At 69.9% G+C, this 13,814-nt stretch carries 11 protein-coding genes; 4 read left to right on the top strand and 7 right to left on the bottom strand.

What is annotated here, in order from left to right:
• Positions 1-41 precede the first annotated feature (41 nt).
• Positions 42-1,478: a pyruvate kinase gene (gene pyk / locus J7U37_RS01335; RefSeq protein WP_056180953.1), complete on the bottom strand. Its 1,437-nt coding sequence runs from the start codon at positions 1,476-1,478 to the stop codon at positions 42-44.
• Positions 1,479-2,659: 1,181 nt separating this feature from the next.
• On the opposite strand from pyk, the gene aqpZ reads away from it, so the two are divergent.
• A complete protein-coding gene (aqpZ, locus tag J7U37_RS01330) occupies positions 2,660-3,400 on the top strand; it encodes an aquaporin Z (protein ID WP_056180871.1) in 741 nt (246 codons plus the stop codon).
• Positions 3,401-3,584: 184 nt separating this feature from the next.
• Here the strand turns inward: aqpZ and J7U37_RS01325 are convergent, their stop codons facing one another.
• Positions 3,585-3,974 carry a DUF1036 domain-containing protein gene (locus tag J7U37_RS01325; RefSeq protein WP_274533539.1) on the bottom strand — a complete coding sequence of 130 codons (390 nt, stop codon included), beginning with the start codon at positions 3,972-3,974 and terminating at the stop codon, positions 3,585-3,587.
• Positions 3,975-4,260: 286 nt separating this feature from the next.
• Positions 4,261-5,577 (bottom strand): glycerate kinase, encoded by a 1,317-nt coding sequence (locus J7U37_RS01320; protein ID WP_247634579.1) that lies wholly within the window; start codon positions 5,575-5,577, stop codon positions 4,261-4,263.
• Between the two features lie 278 nt (positions 5,578-5,855).
• On the opposite strand from J7U37_RS01320, the gene J7U37_RS01315 reads away from it, so the two are divergent.
• The 3 genes from J7U37_RS01315 (at position 5,856) to J7U37_RS01305 (ending at position 7,310) form a co-directional block, all read left to right on the top strand.
• Positions 5,856-6,602: an N-formylglutamate amidohydrolase gene (locus J7U37_RS01315; RefSeq protein WP_056180864.1), complete on the top strand. Its 747-nt coding sequence runs from the start codon at positions 5,856-5,858 to the stop codon at positions 6,600-6,602.
• Between the two features lie 51 nt (positions 6,603-6,653).
• Positions 6,654-6,962: a DUF1244 domain-containing protein gene (locus J7U37_RS01310; RefSeq protein ID WP_056180861.1), complete on the top strand. Its 309-nt coding sequence runs from the start codon at positions 6,654-6,656 to the stop codon at positions 6,960-6,962.
• Between the two features lie 81 nt (positions 6,963-7,043).
• Positions 7,044-7,310: a DUF2312 domain-containing protein gene (locus tag J7U37_RS01305; RefSeq protein WP_056180857.1), complete on the top strand. Its 267-nt coding sequence runs from the start codon at positions 7,044-7,046 to the stop codon at positions 7,308-7,310.
• A 10-nt stretch (positions 7,311-7,320) separates the two neighbouring features.
• On the opposite strand, the gene J7U37_RS01300 is transcribed toward J7U37_RS01305, so the two are convergent.
• From J7U37_RS01300 to J7U37_RS01285, 4 genes are all read right to left on the bottom strand, one after another.
• Positions 7,321-7,479, bottom strand: a complete 159-nt coding sequence (locus tag J7U37_RS01300) for a hypothetical protein (RefSeq protein ID WP_156376003.1) — start codon at positions 7,477-7,479, stop codon at positions 7,321-7,323.
• A 565-nt stretch (positions 7,480-8,044) separates the two neighbouring features.
• The gene (locus tag J7U37_RS01295) at positions 8,045-9,571 is read right to left on the bottom strand and encodes a DUF882 domain-containing protein (RefSeq protein WP_247634578.1); all 1,527 of its coding nucleotides are present in this window, start codon (positions 9,569-9,571) and stop codon (positions 8,045-8,047) included.
• A 276-nt stretch (positions 9,572-9,847) separates the two neighbouring features.
• Positions 9,848-11,932, bottom strand: a complete 2,085-nt coding sequence (locus J7U37_RS01290) for a L,D-transpeptidase family protein (RefSeq protein WP_247634577.1) — start codon at positions 11,930-11,932, stop codon at positions 9,848-9,850.
• Between the two features lie 194 nt (positions 11,933-12,126).
• The gene (locus tag J7U37_RS01285; RefSeq protein ID WP_247634576.1) at positions 12,127-13,620 is read right to left on the bottom strand and encodes a sigma-54 dependent transcriptional regulator; all 1,494 of its coding nucleotides are present in this window, start codon (positions 13,618-13,620) and stop codon (positions 12,127-12,129) included.
• Positions 13,621-13,814 lie beyond the last annotated feature (194 nt).

Genomic DNA, 13,814 nt, shown 5'->3' with positions numbered 1-13,814 from the left:
CGCCGCCGCAACGAACCGGCGGCGCGGCTCCGTCATGAACCTCACGCCTTGGCGGCGTGCTCGCGGGTCACGAAGGCGATACGCACCAGATTGGTGGCGCCCGGCGTCCCGAACGGCACGCCCGCCACCACGATGATGCGGCCGCCGATCTCGGCGAAGTTTTCGCGCACCGCGAACTTGGCGGCGCGGAACGCCATGTCGTCCACGTCGCTGGCGTCCTTGGTGACGATCGGGTGCGTGCCCCAGCACAAAGCGAGGCGCCGGGCCGTCTCGCGCTTCGGGGTCAGCGCGATGATCGTCGCGTTGGGCCGCGAGCGCGCGAGACGCAGGGCGGTCGAGCCGGAATGCGTCCAGGCCATGATCGCCGTGAGGTTGAGGGCGTCGACCATCTGGTGCGCCGCCGCCGCGATCGCGTCCGAGGCGGTGGCGTCGGGCTCCGAGCGCTGGGCCGTCAGGATGGTCCAGTACAGGGCGTCGCGCTCGACCTGCTCGGCGATCCGGCTCATCATCGAGATCGCCTCGATGGGGAACGAACCCGATGCGCTCTCGGCCGAGAGCATCACCGCGTCGGCCCCCTCGTAGACGGCGGTGGCGACGTCCGAGACCTCGGCGCGGGTCGGCACCGGGGCGGTGATCATCGATTCGAGCATCTGGGTCGCGACCACGACCGGCTTGCCCATGCGGCGCGAGGCGCGGGTGATGCGCTTCTGCACGCCGGGCACCTGCTCCAGGGGCATCTCGACGCCGAGATCGCCGCGCGCCACCATCAGGCCGTCGGAGATCTCGATGATCTCCTCGAGCCGGGTCAGGGCTTGCGGCTTCTCGATCTTGGCCATGATGAGCGCCCGGCCGGCCGCGACCTTCTTCACCTCGGCCACGTCCTCGGGACGCTGCACGAACGAGACGGCGATCCAGTCGGCGCCCGCCGCGAGGCCGGCCTCGAGGTCGCCGCGGTCCTTCTCGGTCATGGCGGCGACCGGGATCACGGTGTCGGGGAGAGAGACGCCCTTGCGGTTCGAGATCCGGCCGCCGACCTCGACGCGGGTCACGGCGCGGCCCTCGGACACCTCCGTCACGGTCAGCCGCAGCTTGCCGTCGTCGATGATGACCACGTGGCCCGGCTCCAGGGCGGAGAGGATCTCCGGATGGGGCAGGAACACCCGCGACACGTCGCCGGGGGTCGGGTCGCTGTCGAGCACGAAGGTGGCGCCGTTCGCCAGCATCGCCGCACCCTCGGCGAAGGCCGCCACGCGCAGCTTCGGTCCCTGGAGATCGACCAGGATCGCGATCGGGTGCTTCAACTCCCGCTCGATCGTGCGGATCACCTCGATCTTCTCGGGCAGCTTTTCCCGGGGCAGATGGCTCATGTTGAGGCGGAAGACGTCCGCGCCGGCGCGAAACAGCTTCTCGATCATCTCCGGCGTATCGGAGGCGGGACCCAGGGTCGCGATGATCTTGGTGCGGCGTGAGCGTTTCACTGTGGTCTCCATCCCCGAAATCAGGCCTCGCCGGTTTCAGACGACCGGCGTTGAGCGAAGGGCCACAAGCACCGATGGGGCCGGCGCGTCAAGAACGCCGGGCCGCCCCCGACCCCCGTCCAGGGGGTCGCGATGCGCTGCCGGCATGCGCGCGCGGCCCCGCCGCCGATCCCGGCGCGGGGTTTCACCGACGCGGGAGACGCGGGACGCCGCGAAACCACGAAGGGAAAACGAAGCCGGTCTCCCGGCGTCCCTGGGCGCGGCCCCGAAGGGTCGAACCTGTCACGTCACGGCGTCCTCTACGGCGTCGGCGACTCGGCTTATGGCGGCCCTCCTCCACGGTCCGTCGCCCCCTATTGGAAGGCGGCGGCCCCTGGCGGCCGGCTGATCATGGCCCACGGCCCCGTACCCGTCTCGTAGTGGGCGGGTCGTCCGTTGTCTGGAGGTACCCCAGGGTTTGCGGGTCCGGCCTGAAGAGGCCCAACCCGCGCCGAGACACCCTGCGTCGCGCGGCGCTGCCCGGGGCGATGGCGAAACCGGGCCATCGGCGCGGGCGCCGTCTCGTCCTCCCAAACCCCTCGACCCGGTCCGCCGAAGGGCCTCCCGTCGGGGGGAGGCGAGTGGCGGCAGGAAAGCACGAAATAGGAATATTGTCAATGTTTTTGTGGATGGACATTCGACGTTCTGCGCGGCCCTCCGCGCCCGGATTCACGACAGCCGGACTGCGGAAACGAGGACTTCGACGCGCGGTCTTGCCGGAACGGACCGCGAGGGTATCGGACTTCAGGTCCCGACATCCACCGCATGGCTGCAAGATTCGGCATCGTTTCGGCCTTGTCCGTCCCAGTATCGGCGTGGCCTAGACCCGCCGGCTTTTCACGAAAGCCACGCCGCGTCGGCAGAGCTATGAATTCGGCTCAGAATACCCAGTGGATTTTGAATCCGGCGCTTTGCTCATGATCCTTGAGCATATCAGCTCAATAATAAGGCACAGAAGCAATCAACTGCTAAAATATTCGCAGCGCCGACAATTGCCACCTCAACGGGCACATGCAACTTTCGCGCAAGGCGTCTTAGCCCATGCCGTCGTCGATAACTCGAACTCGCGCTTTGCCGACTGAAATCTTCAGTCCTGACCGATCGCGAGCACTTCGCGGACTCTTGCAGCGAAAGGTTTCAGGATGGATCACGATACCATGCGGCGCGCGACCGCCGAGTTCTTCGGCACCTTCTGGCTCACCTTCGGCGGCTGTGGCGCCGCCGTTCTGTCGGCTGCTTTTCCGGAACTCGGCATCGGCTTCCTCGGGGTGGCCTTCGCCTTCGGCCTCACCGTGCTGACCATGGCCTATGCGGTCGGGCACATCTCGGGCGGCCACTTCAACCCGGCCGTGACCCTCGGACTCTGGTCGGCCCACCGCTGCGCGAACCGGCACGTGCTGCCCTATATCGTCGCCCAGGTGATCGGCGCCGTCGTCGCGGCCGGCGTCCTCTACGTGATCGCGTCGGGCAAGGCCGGCTGGGTCCCGAACGGGTTCGCGTCGAACGGCTACGGTGATCTCAGCCCCGGCAAGTACGGTCTCGCGGCCTGCCTGATCATCGAATTCCTGACGACGTTCTTCTTCCTCTTCATCATCGTCGGCACGACCTCGAAAGGCGCCGCCACGGGGTTTGCCGGCATCCCCATCGGGTTTGCTCTCGTCCTCATCCACCTGATTTCGATCCCGGTGACCAACACCTCGGTCAACCCGGCTCGCAGCACCGGACCCGCGCTGTTCGCGGGCGGCGAGGCCGTGATGCAGTTGTGGCTGTTCTGGCTCGCGCCGATCGCAGGCGCGATCGCGGCCGGCGCCATGGCCCGGTGGCTGTATGAGCCCGCCGACACCGTCAACACGACCGTCGTTGAGAAGCGGGCGACAGCCTGAGGGCGAACCATGGCGCGCGAGCCCTGAGCCGGCCCGCGAGCCGGTGAGAACGATCCCCCGGCCTGGCCGAACCTGACAGGGTGGGGCCGGACCGGGCCTCATCGCCACCAGGAGGGCGCAGGTGGCCCGAGCCGGGACGTCCGTCCCAGGGGCTCGCCGTTGCGACACGGGCTTTGGCCGCCTGTCACGGCGTCGGCGTCACCGGCTGGTTGGGGTCGGTGAGCTGGATGGTCCAGCTCTTCTGCTCGCCGGTGTCGACCTCGTAGAAGCCGTTGCGGTCGAGACCCCGGGCGAGACAATCCTCGACGCCGCGGATCGTGAACTCACGGTCCTTGGTGCACATCAGCGAGCGGCCGCTCCACTCGCCGCCGCGCGTGTAGTCGACCGCGTAGACGTAGTAGAACCGCGCCGCGAGGGCTCCCTTCACAAGCGTCTCGCAGACCTTGGGCGCGACGTCCCACCAGCCCTCCGTCACCCAGCCCTGCGGGTCGCGGTAGCCGAGCGCGATCCCGACCTTGCTGGCGGTCTGGTTGCACATGCGCAGGTCGGCGCGGGCCGGCACCGGCACGAGGATCGCCGCAAGGCACGTGACGGCGACCGTGCCAGCGACCGCGCGGGCGAGCCGGGCCAGCTGTCCGCCGCGTTGGTCGCCGTTTCCAGCCCGAAGCGCGGCAACCCAGGGCAGGACCCCGCCGGACGACGCCGCGACGCCGCTCCCTCTCCTGGAAGGAGAGGGCTGGGGTGAGGCGTGGGTCGTGTCCGGAGAATCCATACGCCTCACCCTGCCCGTTTCCGTCCAGGAGAGGGGACCCAAGGTGACCGTGGACCCATCGAAGACCCGGGACCGCCCGCCGGCGCACCTAGCCAACGAGGATGATGCGGCAATCGTTGACATTGGTGCGTGTCGGACCCGGCTGAACGAGGTCGCCGATGGTGGCGAAGAACTTCGTCGAATCGTTGTCGGCCAGCATCGCGGCGGGATCGAGCCCGGCGGCGCGGGCGCGGGCCAGCGTGGTCGGGTCGACCAGGCCGCCGGCCGGATCGGTCGCCTCGCCGCGGCCGCCATCGGTGCCGTCGGTGTCGGCCGCGATGCCGAGGATGCCGGGGGCGCCGTCGAGCGCCAGGGCGAGCGCCAGGGCGTATTCCTGGTTCGGGCCGCCATGGCCTTCGCCCTTGATCGTGACCGTCAGCTCGCCGCCCGAGATGATGGCGACCTTGCGCCCGGCCGCCGCCATCTCGCGGGCCATGCCGGCGTGCTCGGCCGCGACCTCGCGGGCCTCGCCCTCGACGTCGGGTCCGAGCATCACCGGCTCGTAGCCGGCCGCGGACGCGGCAGCCGCCGCGGCCTCCAGGGCGTCGATCGGCCGGGCGATGATGCGGTACTCGGCCCGGGCGAAGGCGGGGTCGCCGGCCTTCGGTGTCTCGTTGGCGGGATCGTTGAGGAGCGCCTTGGCGGTCTCCGGCAGGGGGATGCCGCGCCGCTCGCAGATCGCGCGGGCATCGGCCAGAGTGGACGGGTCGGGTACGGTCGGGCCGGAGGCGATCACCGCCGGGTCGTCGTGCGGCACGTCGGAGACGGCGAGCGTCAGGATCGAGCGGGCGTTGCGCGCCATCATGGCGAGCCGGCCGCCCTTGATCCGCGACAGGTGCTTGCGCACGCAATTGATCTCGTTGATCGGCGCGCCCGAGCGCAGCAGGGCCTTGGTGATGGCCTGCTTCTCGGTGAGCGTCAGGTCGCCGGCCGGGGCGATCCAGTTGGCCGAGCCGCCGCCCGAGAGCAGCACCAGCACGTCGTCGTCCGGCCCCGCGTCGGCGGCGATCTTCAGGGTGTCGATGGTGGCGTCGATGCCGGCCTGGTCCGGCACCGGGTGTCCGGCCTCGACCATGCGGATCATCGGCGCCTCCTCGCCGTAGCCGTGGCGGGCGACCGCGAGGCCGACGATGCGGCTCGGATCGACGCCGTGCTCCTCCCGGTAGAACCGGCTCGCGACGGCCGCCATGCTGCCGCCGGCCTTGCCGGCACCCAGGATGATGAGGCGGCCCTGGCCGGGCGCCGGCAGGTGCGGCACGAGGCAGCGCGCCGGGTGGGCGGCGGCGATCGCCTCATCGAGGCAATGCAGGAGCAGGGCGCGGGCGGTCTCGGTCGAGTTGGAGCCGGTCGAGTTGGAGTCGGTCATGGCGTTTCCGTATTCCGGTGGTCGATCGCGAAGGCGGCCCGGTGGTTGTCCTCCGGATTGTTGTGCCCCCGGCATGGTGCCGGATTGTTGCCGTCGCGGCGCGATCCGCGATACGTGCTGTGCCCGACGCTCGCCGCCTCGGCAAGCCACGCATGACGGGTAAGCCGTGCGTGACGGCGCATCCCCCGCGATGCGGCCGGGGCCTTGCTTCCCGCCGGCGAAACCGGTGCCGTTCGTTCCAACGCCGCCGCCCGCGCTCAACCGGACCCTGCCTTCCCATGCAGCCACCGCATCCCGTCGAGACCATCCCGGGCGATCCCGCCCGGGGCCTGCTCCTGATCTGCGACCATGCCTCCAACCACGTTCCGGCCGACCTCGACCAGCTCGGGGTGCCGGAGCACGAATTCGCCCGCCACATCGCCTACGACATCGGCGCCGCCGCGGTGACGCGCCGGCTGGCGGCGGATCTCGGCGTGCCGGCGATCCTGACCCGGTTCTCACGCCTGATCATCGATCCGAACCGGGGCCGGGCCGACCCGACCCTGGTGATGCGCCTCTCCGACGGGGCGGTGGTGCCGGGCAATGCCCGCATCGACGAGGACGGCAAGGCCGAGCGCATCCGGCGCTTCTACGCGCCCTTCGACGAGGCGATCGACGCCGGCATCGCCGAGGCCGAGGCCACCGGCAGGCGCCCGGCCATCGTCACCATCCACAGCTTCACGCCCTATTGGCGCGGCGTGCCCCGGCCCTGGGAGGTCGGCATCCTGTGGGACCGGGACGACCGCATGAGCGCGCCCCTGATCGCGGGCCTGCGCGCTGATCCGGCGGGGCTGACGGTGGGCGACAACGAGCCCTACGGCGGCGGCCTGCCCGGCGACACCATCGACCGTCACGCCATGGCGCGCGGGCTGCCGAACGCCCTGGTGGAGATCCGCCAGGATCTCATCGTCGGCGAGGCGGGACAGGCCGAATGGGCGACCCGCTTCGCGCGCCTGCTCCGGCCGATGCTGCCGATCGCCGCTTGACGGCGGGGCCGGGCCGCCCGACCTCAAGCCGACAAACGGAGACACCGCACCATGACCGAGATCGACGCCGCCACCCGCACCGAACTCGAGGCCGCCGTGTTCCGGCGCCTCGTGGCCCATCTGCAGGCCCGGACCGACGTGCAGAACATCGACCTGATGAACATGGCCGGGTTCTGCCGCAACTGCCTATCGAACTGGCTCAAGGACGCGGCCGAGGCCAAGGACCTGCCGATGAGCAAGGACGAGAGCCGGGAGGCGGTCTACGGCATGCCGTTCGCCGAGTGGAAGCGGCTGTACCAGTCGGACGCGTCCCCGGAGCAACAGGCGGCCTTCGCCAAGGCGGCGGCCGAGCCGCACTAAGGTCCCGGTAAGCTTGACGGCTTATCGAGGCGGTTCCGGCGCCCCGCACCGCGCCTCGCATGTCAGGGACTTGAAACCACCATGGCCGCATCCGCCGCACCCGCCGTCGACGCCTCCTCCGTCGCCGCCGACCAGCTGAAGAGCTTCATCGAGCGCATCGAGCGCCTCGAGGAGGAGAAGGCCGGCCTCGCCTCCGATATCAAGGACGTCTACGCCGAGGCCAAGGGCACCGGCTTCGACACCAAGGCCCTGCGCAAGATCATCTCCCTGCGCAAGAAGGACCATGCCGAGCGCCAGGAGGAAGAGGCGATCCTGGAGCTGTACATGCAGGCGCTCGGGATGGTCTGAGCCGGGACCGTCAGCGGAACAGGCGCAGACCGGCGCCGAGCAGCCCCAGCCCCGCGATCAGGAGCGTGCCGCCGGCCCATTCGAGGGCGACCCGGCGGCGCGGGTAACTTTGCGCGACCAGCGCGAGGACGATCCCCGCCAGCAGGCACGTCGCGCTGATCGAAAACATCACGATCCCTGGTCCTCCGCACCGCCTGCAACGCCATCTCGCGAAAGACGGTTGCCAAATCCTCCCGATGTGAGGGATTCACACCTTGTCCCGAGCCAGCGGGGCGGCGTCATACACCATATGGGTGATGCGGGGGCGTTCCCCCCGTCCGGAAACTACGTATAGCGCCGGATCTCTCCAATTCTGCGCGGCGCTGGAGCCCGATAAAACGCAGTCGTTCGGATCAAGACTTGTCGAAGCGCCAAGCGCTGCTTCATCCGCGCGAGGCTGGCGGACTCGAGATCAGGAACGGTCAGGACACGGGTCCGACGCCCAAGGTCCGGTGTTGATGCCGTTGCTCACGTCCATCGCGGCGTGTCCGGCCGCCATCAGGACAGATCGCCTCGCCGAGACGGATACACACGGGGATCGGCCGTATTCCCACCGGATAACACCAGAACGGCATGGCGAAAGACTGTCCGGCGCCGACCAGGGCACGCGGCGCCGACCGTTCCACATGCCCGGGCGAGACAGGGACGGAGCGAACCCCGCCCCTCCCGATCGTCCGATCGCGGACCGGACCCGGTCAGCGGGTGCCGGGAACGCCTCGGGTCGAGGACCCGGTGAAGCGGGTCGCGGCGAGGTCGTCGCCGGGGCTGCGAACCGAGAAGCGGGTGGCGACACCGGCCGGCCGCGCCACGACCGCACCGGGCGCGCCGTCGAGCTTGGCCTTCGCGTTCGCGAGCCTGACCGGCGCCGCGCGGCTGGCGGGCTCCGCGTCGGAAGCGGCGGCCGCGAACAGGGCGCGAAGTTGGGTGCGCGAATCGGCGTTGGCCGGCACCGGGATTGCCGCGGAGCGGCTCGGCGTGGACGTCAGGTTGGCCATCCCGACGGCACCGAGGCTCGCCACCTGGACGGCCGGCCGCGACGGCGGTAGCGGCATGGTCAAGGCCGCGGTGACGGCTGCGAACTCCGCCGGACGCCGGGGCGGCAGCGGCAGGACGATAGTGGCCTTCGCGGGTTCGGAGGCAGCCGCATTCGGCGCTTCGGCGGTCAGCAGGCTCTGGGCGTCGCGTCCGTCGCGACGGAGGAGGGCGCCGTTGAGGGTCTCGTCGGCGGCGGGCGCCGCGTAGGCGAGGGCGGCGCGAGCCCCGACCGCATCCTCGGGGTCGGCGCTCGCGACGACGACGGGGGAGGGCTTCGCCCTCATTCGCTCGGACGTCCGGTCGGAGGCCTTGGCGGCAACCTGGACCGGCGGCGCGGTCTCCTGCGTGCGGCCACCGCCGAACAGGCTGGCGAAGAAGCCCTTGATGCTCGGGCCGTCATCCTCGTCCATCTGCGCCACTTCGGTGACGCCGAGCACGGTGCCGCCCCGCTGCAGGATTTCGGCCCGCGCCATCTCGTAGCCGGGGAGGGGGCGATTGTCGCTCGGCAGGTGGACGGTCTTGCCATCCGGAAACAGCCGGGCCAGCTGATCGTGGGTCATGCGCGGCCAGGACCGGACCGAGCCGACGTCGAGATGGACGAAGGGAGAGCCGGAGCGCGGATACCAGCCGACGCCGCCGCGCTGCATCCGCATGCCAATGGCGCGGATCTGATCGATCGACACGTCCGGCAGGTAGAAATCCATGGCCTTGCCGAGCATGTGCTGGCTGTACTCGGCCACCATCTTCGAACGCCGCCGCAGCATCGCGTTGGTGCCGGGTGAGCGATAGGCCGACACGACGTTGATCGGCTCCTGCGAGCCCACCGAACGATAGGCCTCCCACACCGTGTCGAAGAGGCGCGGGTCCATCTTGGTCGGCTCTTCCATGCGCCAGTCGCGCAGAAGCCAGTTCAACTGCTCCAGGGCGGCGCGGTCGTAGCGGCCATCCCGTTTGAAGGTGACGGTCAGGCTTTCCTTCGTGTGGGTGTGATAGATCGAGAGGGTCCGGGTGTCGCCGTTGGCCACGGCATCCTGGGTACCACGGGTTCCGCCGACCACCGCGAGGCCGATGCCGGCCGCGATGACCGCGAGGCGCCGGAGACGCGCCGGAGCGGGGAAGCGTCGACGCGTGGTCTGACCGTGTCGCAGAAGCTTACCCACCGTTGTCTCACCCTCTCCCGATCGCATGCGGGGCACGGATCATGGTGAACGCAAGGTTGCCGAAAACCGTAAACGTCCGGTTATCGGGTCCTCGACGCGTCGTCGGTTCAGGCGTTAACGGCTAAGTCTCAACCGTGGCAAAATCGTGCCCGGCTGTGCGGAGACGCACACCCAGGCTTATGGTCCTGTCCTCGAGACTATTCGCCCGCGATGGGAATGACGTCGCCAAGATGTCGGGAGGTGAAAACGATGCCGGCGCGGTCGATGAAACCCCGCTTCAGCATCGTCCCCGGCGCGTCGGGCCTACCACCAGCTGTTCAGGGGCCGGCCCGGACGCGGAGTCCACAGGTCGGGCTCGCCGAAATCGCCCGGAGCGCGGCCGGGATTCCCCCGCGCAGCCGATCCCGTCTCCGAGTTGACCTCGCGGACGCGCTGGCGCCGCGCCTCGGCCATCGGCTTCGGGGCGGCCGTGAGGGCGGGACCGGTCCGGCCGGTCACGGTCGGCTTCTGAGTGCCGCGACGTGCCTGATCCGGGCTCTTGCCCTCCTTCGCCTTGGCGACCAGGAGGCTGCCGGGGCTGAGGCCGAGGGCGATCTTCATGCGCGCATCGTAGCCGTAGAGATCCGGCAGGGTGCGCAGGCTCCCGGTCTCGTCCACCGATGCGGTGAAGTAGGCGAGGTGCACGGGCAGCTTCTCGGGCAGGCGGATCTGGCGCTCGCCCTTGCCGATGAGTTTCTTGAGGCGCTCGCTCGACCAGGCCTCGGGCAGGACCGCATCGGCGAAGCGGAAGGGGTCGTCGACGCGCACGCAGCCATGGCTGAGGGCGCGCTGGGACGACGAAAACAGGCTGCGGTTCGGTGTGTCGTGCAGGTAGACCGCATGGTTGTTCGGGAACATGAACTTGATGAACCCGAGGGCGTTGCGCTCGCCCGGCGGCTGGCGCACCGAGACGTTGCCGTTGCGATAGACCACCTCGTAGCCGCGCCGCGCCGCGTAGTTCGGATCGCGGGCGAGCCCGGGCAGGAACTCGTTCTTCAGGATCGAGGGCGGCACGTTCCAGGACGGATTGACCACCGCGTATTCCATCATCCCGGAAAAGATCGGCGTCGGCGATTCCGTCTTGCCGACGATGACCCGCGCCTCATCCCGCTGCCGGCCGTCCCGGATCACCCGCAGGCGGAACTCGGGGATGTTGACCAGGACGTAGTCGCGGCCGAGGTCGGAGGGCAGCCAGCGCCAGCGCTCCATGTTGACGATCAGCGCGGCCTCGCCGGCATCGGGCCGGGCGGCGGAGTCCGGCCGGGCGAGCGCCGCCACGGTCTGCGGCGTCAGATGGCCGTTGGGTGCCAGACCGCGGGCGCGCTGGAAACCCGTGACGGCGGCGACCACCCGGGCATCGTAGGTCTGCGGATCGCCGGGACCGGCATCGAGGGTGCCGGCGGTCCGTGTCTCCAGGCCGAAGCGGGTGCGCAGGGCCGGCACCCGCGGATCGCTCATGCCGAGCTTCAGCACGGGACCGGGCGGCAGCTGGACGCTGGGGGCGGCCGGGGTCTCACCGTGCCCGCGCAGGGTCGCCAGCCGCGCCTTGAGGGCGAGGTAGCCGGGCTGAGCCGGATTGTAGCCCTGCAGCAGCGCGCCGGCCTGGGTCCCCGCGGAGGCGATGCGGCCGAGGACCGCGTCGGGGGCGGGCAGGTCGAGGGTCGGGGTGATCAGCCGGGACAGGCTGGCGAGGTGGATGCGGCCGCCGCGCGCGTCGCGGGCGTAGAGCACCACCGCGGCCGACAGCTTCAGGTCGGCCTCGGCGATCTGTGCCTCGGTGGCGCCCTGCGTGCCGAGGACCGGCACCGGGTAGGCCGAGGAGGTGAGGCCGTCCTCGCCGGCGGCGGCGAGGCGGGCGGCGGCGGATTTGGCCGCCGGGGTCAGGGCGCCGTCGACGATCCAGACCGGCTTGAAGGCGCCCAGCGCGTAGAAGGCCTGGATGGCCTCGCGCTCCTTCGTGGAGAGGCGTGGCAGAAGCGGTGCCGGATCGAGGAGCCGTGCGGCGACGGCCGCCCCCTGGGGATCGGCGGGGAGGGGCGGCGGCGCCTCGGCGACCGGTGCGGACGCGGCTGCGTCGGGTGCGGATCCTGTCGATGGGGCCGCAGCACCCGCCTGCGGCGCGGCCGGCTCGACCGCCGGGGCGGCCGCATCGACGGAGGCGTTTTTGACGACGGGCGCGACAGCGGGCGCTTCAGGAGGATTGGCTTGAGCCGCTTCGGCCGATTTGGCCTGAGCCGTCACCTCATCGGAGGGCAGGGTCTGGGCCTGGGTCTGAGCCTGGGCCGTATAGCCGATGCAGCCCGCCAGCAGGGCGGACAGCGCAACGGAGGCGGAGCGCGAAACGCCCATGATGGCAACTCCTCAGGACCGACCCGGCAGGCCGATCGGATTAGGACAATCGGGCCAAGCGGGCGCGTGTGCAAATGCACCTGCGCCGTTGGGCCGTCCCGGGGCGATACGGGTGGGTCGACCCGCACGCCATGTCGAGACCTCCGCTTAAGACCGCATCGTGCGGTCTCAAGCCGAGATTTCGGAGCAAGACCTCAGGCCGCGGCCTCGTCGGCCTTGTCGCCGTCCTCGAGGCCGAGGTCCTTGAGCTTGCGATAGAGGGTGGATCGGCCGATTCCGAGGCGGCGCGACACCTCGGACATGCGGCCGCGGTAATATTGCAGCGCGAACCGGATGATCTCCGCTTCCAGCGCTTCCATGGTCTTCATCTCGCCGGTCTCCTCGGCGACGAGGCTCATGGCGTGGGGATCGCGGACCTCGACCCGGACGATCTCGCGCACCGGTTCCGGGGCGCCGTGCTGCACCATCGGCTGCAGCGGAGCGGCGGGAATCCGGACGTCGAAGCCTTCGACCTGAGCGGCGATCTGCGGAAATTCCGACACCGTCAGCTCGTCGCCATCGGCCAGCACCACCGCCCGGAACAGCGCGTTCTCCAACTGGCGGACATTGCCGGGCCAACCGTAACGGGTGAGCAGCGCCATTGCCTCGGGGGTGATGGCCCGGACGCGCTTGCCCTCCTCGGCGGCGAAGCGCGCGCAGAACGAGCGCACCAGATCGGGAATGTCCTCCCGGCGGGCGCGCAGGGGCGGCAGCGTCATGGGGAACACGTTGAGCCGGTAATACAGGTCCTCGCGGAAGCGGCCCTGCTTGACGAGATCGAGCAGCGAGCGGTTCGTCGCCGAGATCAGCCGGATGTCGACGCGCACGCTGCGCTTGCCGCCGACCGGATCGACCTCGCCTTCCTGCAGGGCGCGCAGAAGCTTGACCTGGGCGTCGAGCGGCAGTTCGCCGATCTCGTCGAGGAACAGCGTGCCGCCCGAGGCTTCGACGAACTTGCCGACGTGGCGATCGGTGGCGCCGGTGAAGGCGCCCTTCTCGTGGCCGAACAGGGTGGATTCGACGAGGTTGTCGGGGATCGCGCCGCAATTGACGGTGACGAAGGCCTTGCCGCGCCGGTCGCCCGAGCCCTGGATCGCGCGGGCCAGCACTTCCTTGCCGACGCCGGATTCGCCCTCGATCAGGACCGGGATGTTCGATTTGGCCGAGCGCTCGGCGAGCCGGATCACCCGGTCCATGTCGGGGCTGCGCGAGGTCAGGTCCTCGAAGCTGAGGGCGCCGGAGGCGCGCCGGCGCATGCGGCGAACCTCTTCCTCGAGCTGATCGACCTTAAGGGCGTTCTTGATCGAAACCTGCAGCCGCTCGGCACCCGCCGGCTTGACCACGAAATCGACGGCGCCCGCCCGCATCGCCGTCACCACGGCATCGATTGAACCGTTCGAGGTCTGCACGATCACCGGAACGTCGAGGCCGGTCTTGCGCATCTCGGCCATCACCGCGAGGCCGTCGAGGCCGCCCGGCATGACGAGGTCGAGGAGCACCACGTCGATCGGATCGCCGGCGCGCAGGGTTTCGAGACCTTGCTCGCCGCTCTCGGCCACCTTGGCGTTGAAGCCGAGGCGCCGCACCATCGCCTCGGCGAGACGGCGCTGGACGGGATCATCGTCGACGATGAGGACCGTTGTCGACATGGGAGCGCCTCGCGTTTCGCAAGCGGAGGAGAGCGGGCGACACGGGTTCGCCCGGCTGCGCACCGCCGGTTTGTTTCGTTTCGAACCGTAGGGTGACCCAAGACCGTAAAGCCGCGCTTAACGACGATCAGACTTTTTGCGGTGAAGACCAGGGTGGGTGTGACCCTTTGCCGAATCCCCCCGGGAAAGCGCTG

Origin of the sequence: Methylobacterium sp. 37f (assembly GCF_023093475.1) — a bacterium.
Classification (GTDB): domain Bacteria; phylum Pseudomonadota; class Alphaproteobacteria; order Rhizobiales; family Beijerinckiaceae; genus Methylobacterium.
Note: the sequence above shows the minus strand (reverse complement) of the source record. Positions and strands in the feature narration are given on the sequence as shown.

What these genes read in the sequence shown, in the direction of transcription:
- J7U37_RS01310 (WP_056180861.1), top strand. Translation starts at nt 6,654, where the DNA reads ATGACCGAGATCGACGCCGCCACCCGCACCGAACTCGAGGCCGCCGTG.
- J7U37_RS01300 (WP_156376003.1), bottom strand. Translation starts at nt 7,479, where the DNA reads ATGTTTTCGATCAGCGCGACGTGCCTGCTGGCGGGGATCGTCCTCGCG.
- J7U37_RS01305 (WP_056180857.1), top strand. Translation starts at nt 7,044, where the DNA reads ATGGCCGCATCCGCCGCACCCGCCGTCGACGCCTCCTCCGTCGCCGCC.
- J7U37_RS01295 (WP_247634578.1), bottom strand. Translation starts at nt 9,571, where the DNA reads ATGCGATCGGGAGAGGGTGAGACAACGGTGGGTAAGCTTCTGCGACAC.
- J7U37_RS01290 (WP_247634577.1), bottom strand. Translation starts at nt 11,932, where the DNA reads ATGGGCGTTTCGCGCTCCGCCTCCGTTGCGCTGTCCGCCCTGCTGGCG.
- J7U37_RS01285 (WP_247634576.1), bottom strand. Translation starts at nt 13,620, where the DNA reads ATGTCGACAACGGTCCTCATCGTCGACGATGATCCCGTCCAGCGCCGT.
- J7U37_RS01315 (WP_056180864.1), top strand. Translation starts at nt 5,856, where the DNA reads ATGCAGCCACCGCATCCCGTCGAGACCATCCCGGGCGATCCCGCCCGG.
- J7U37_RS01320 (WP_247634579.1), bottom strand. Translation starts at nt 5,577, where the DNA reads ATGACCGACTCCAACTCGACCGGCTCCAACTCGACCGAGACCGCCCGC.
- aqpZ (WP_056180871.1), top strand. Translation starts at nt 2,660, where the DNA reads ATGGATCACGATACCATGCGGCGCGCGACCGCCGAGTTCTTCGGCACC.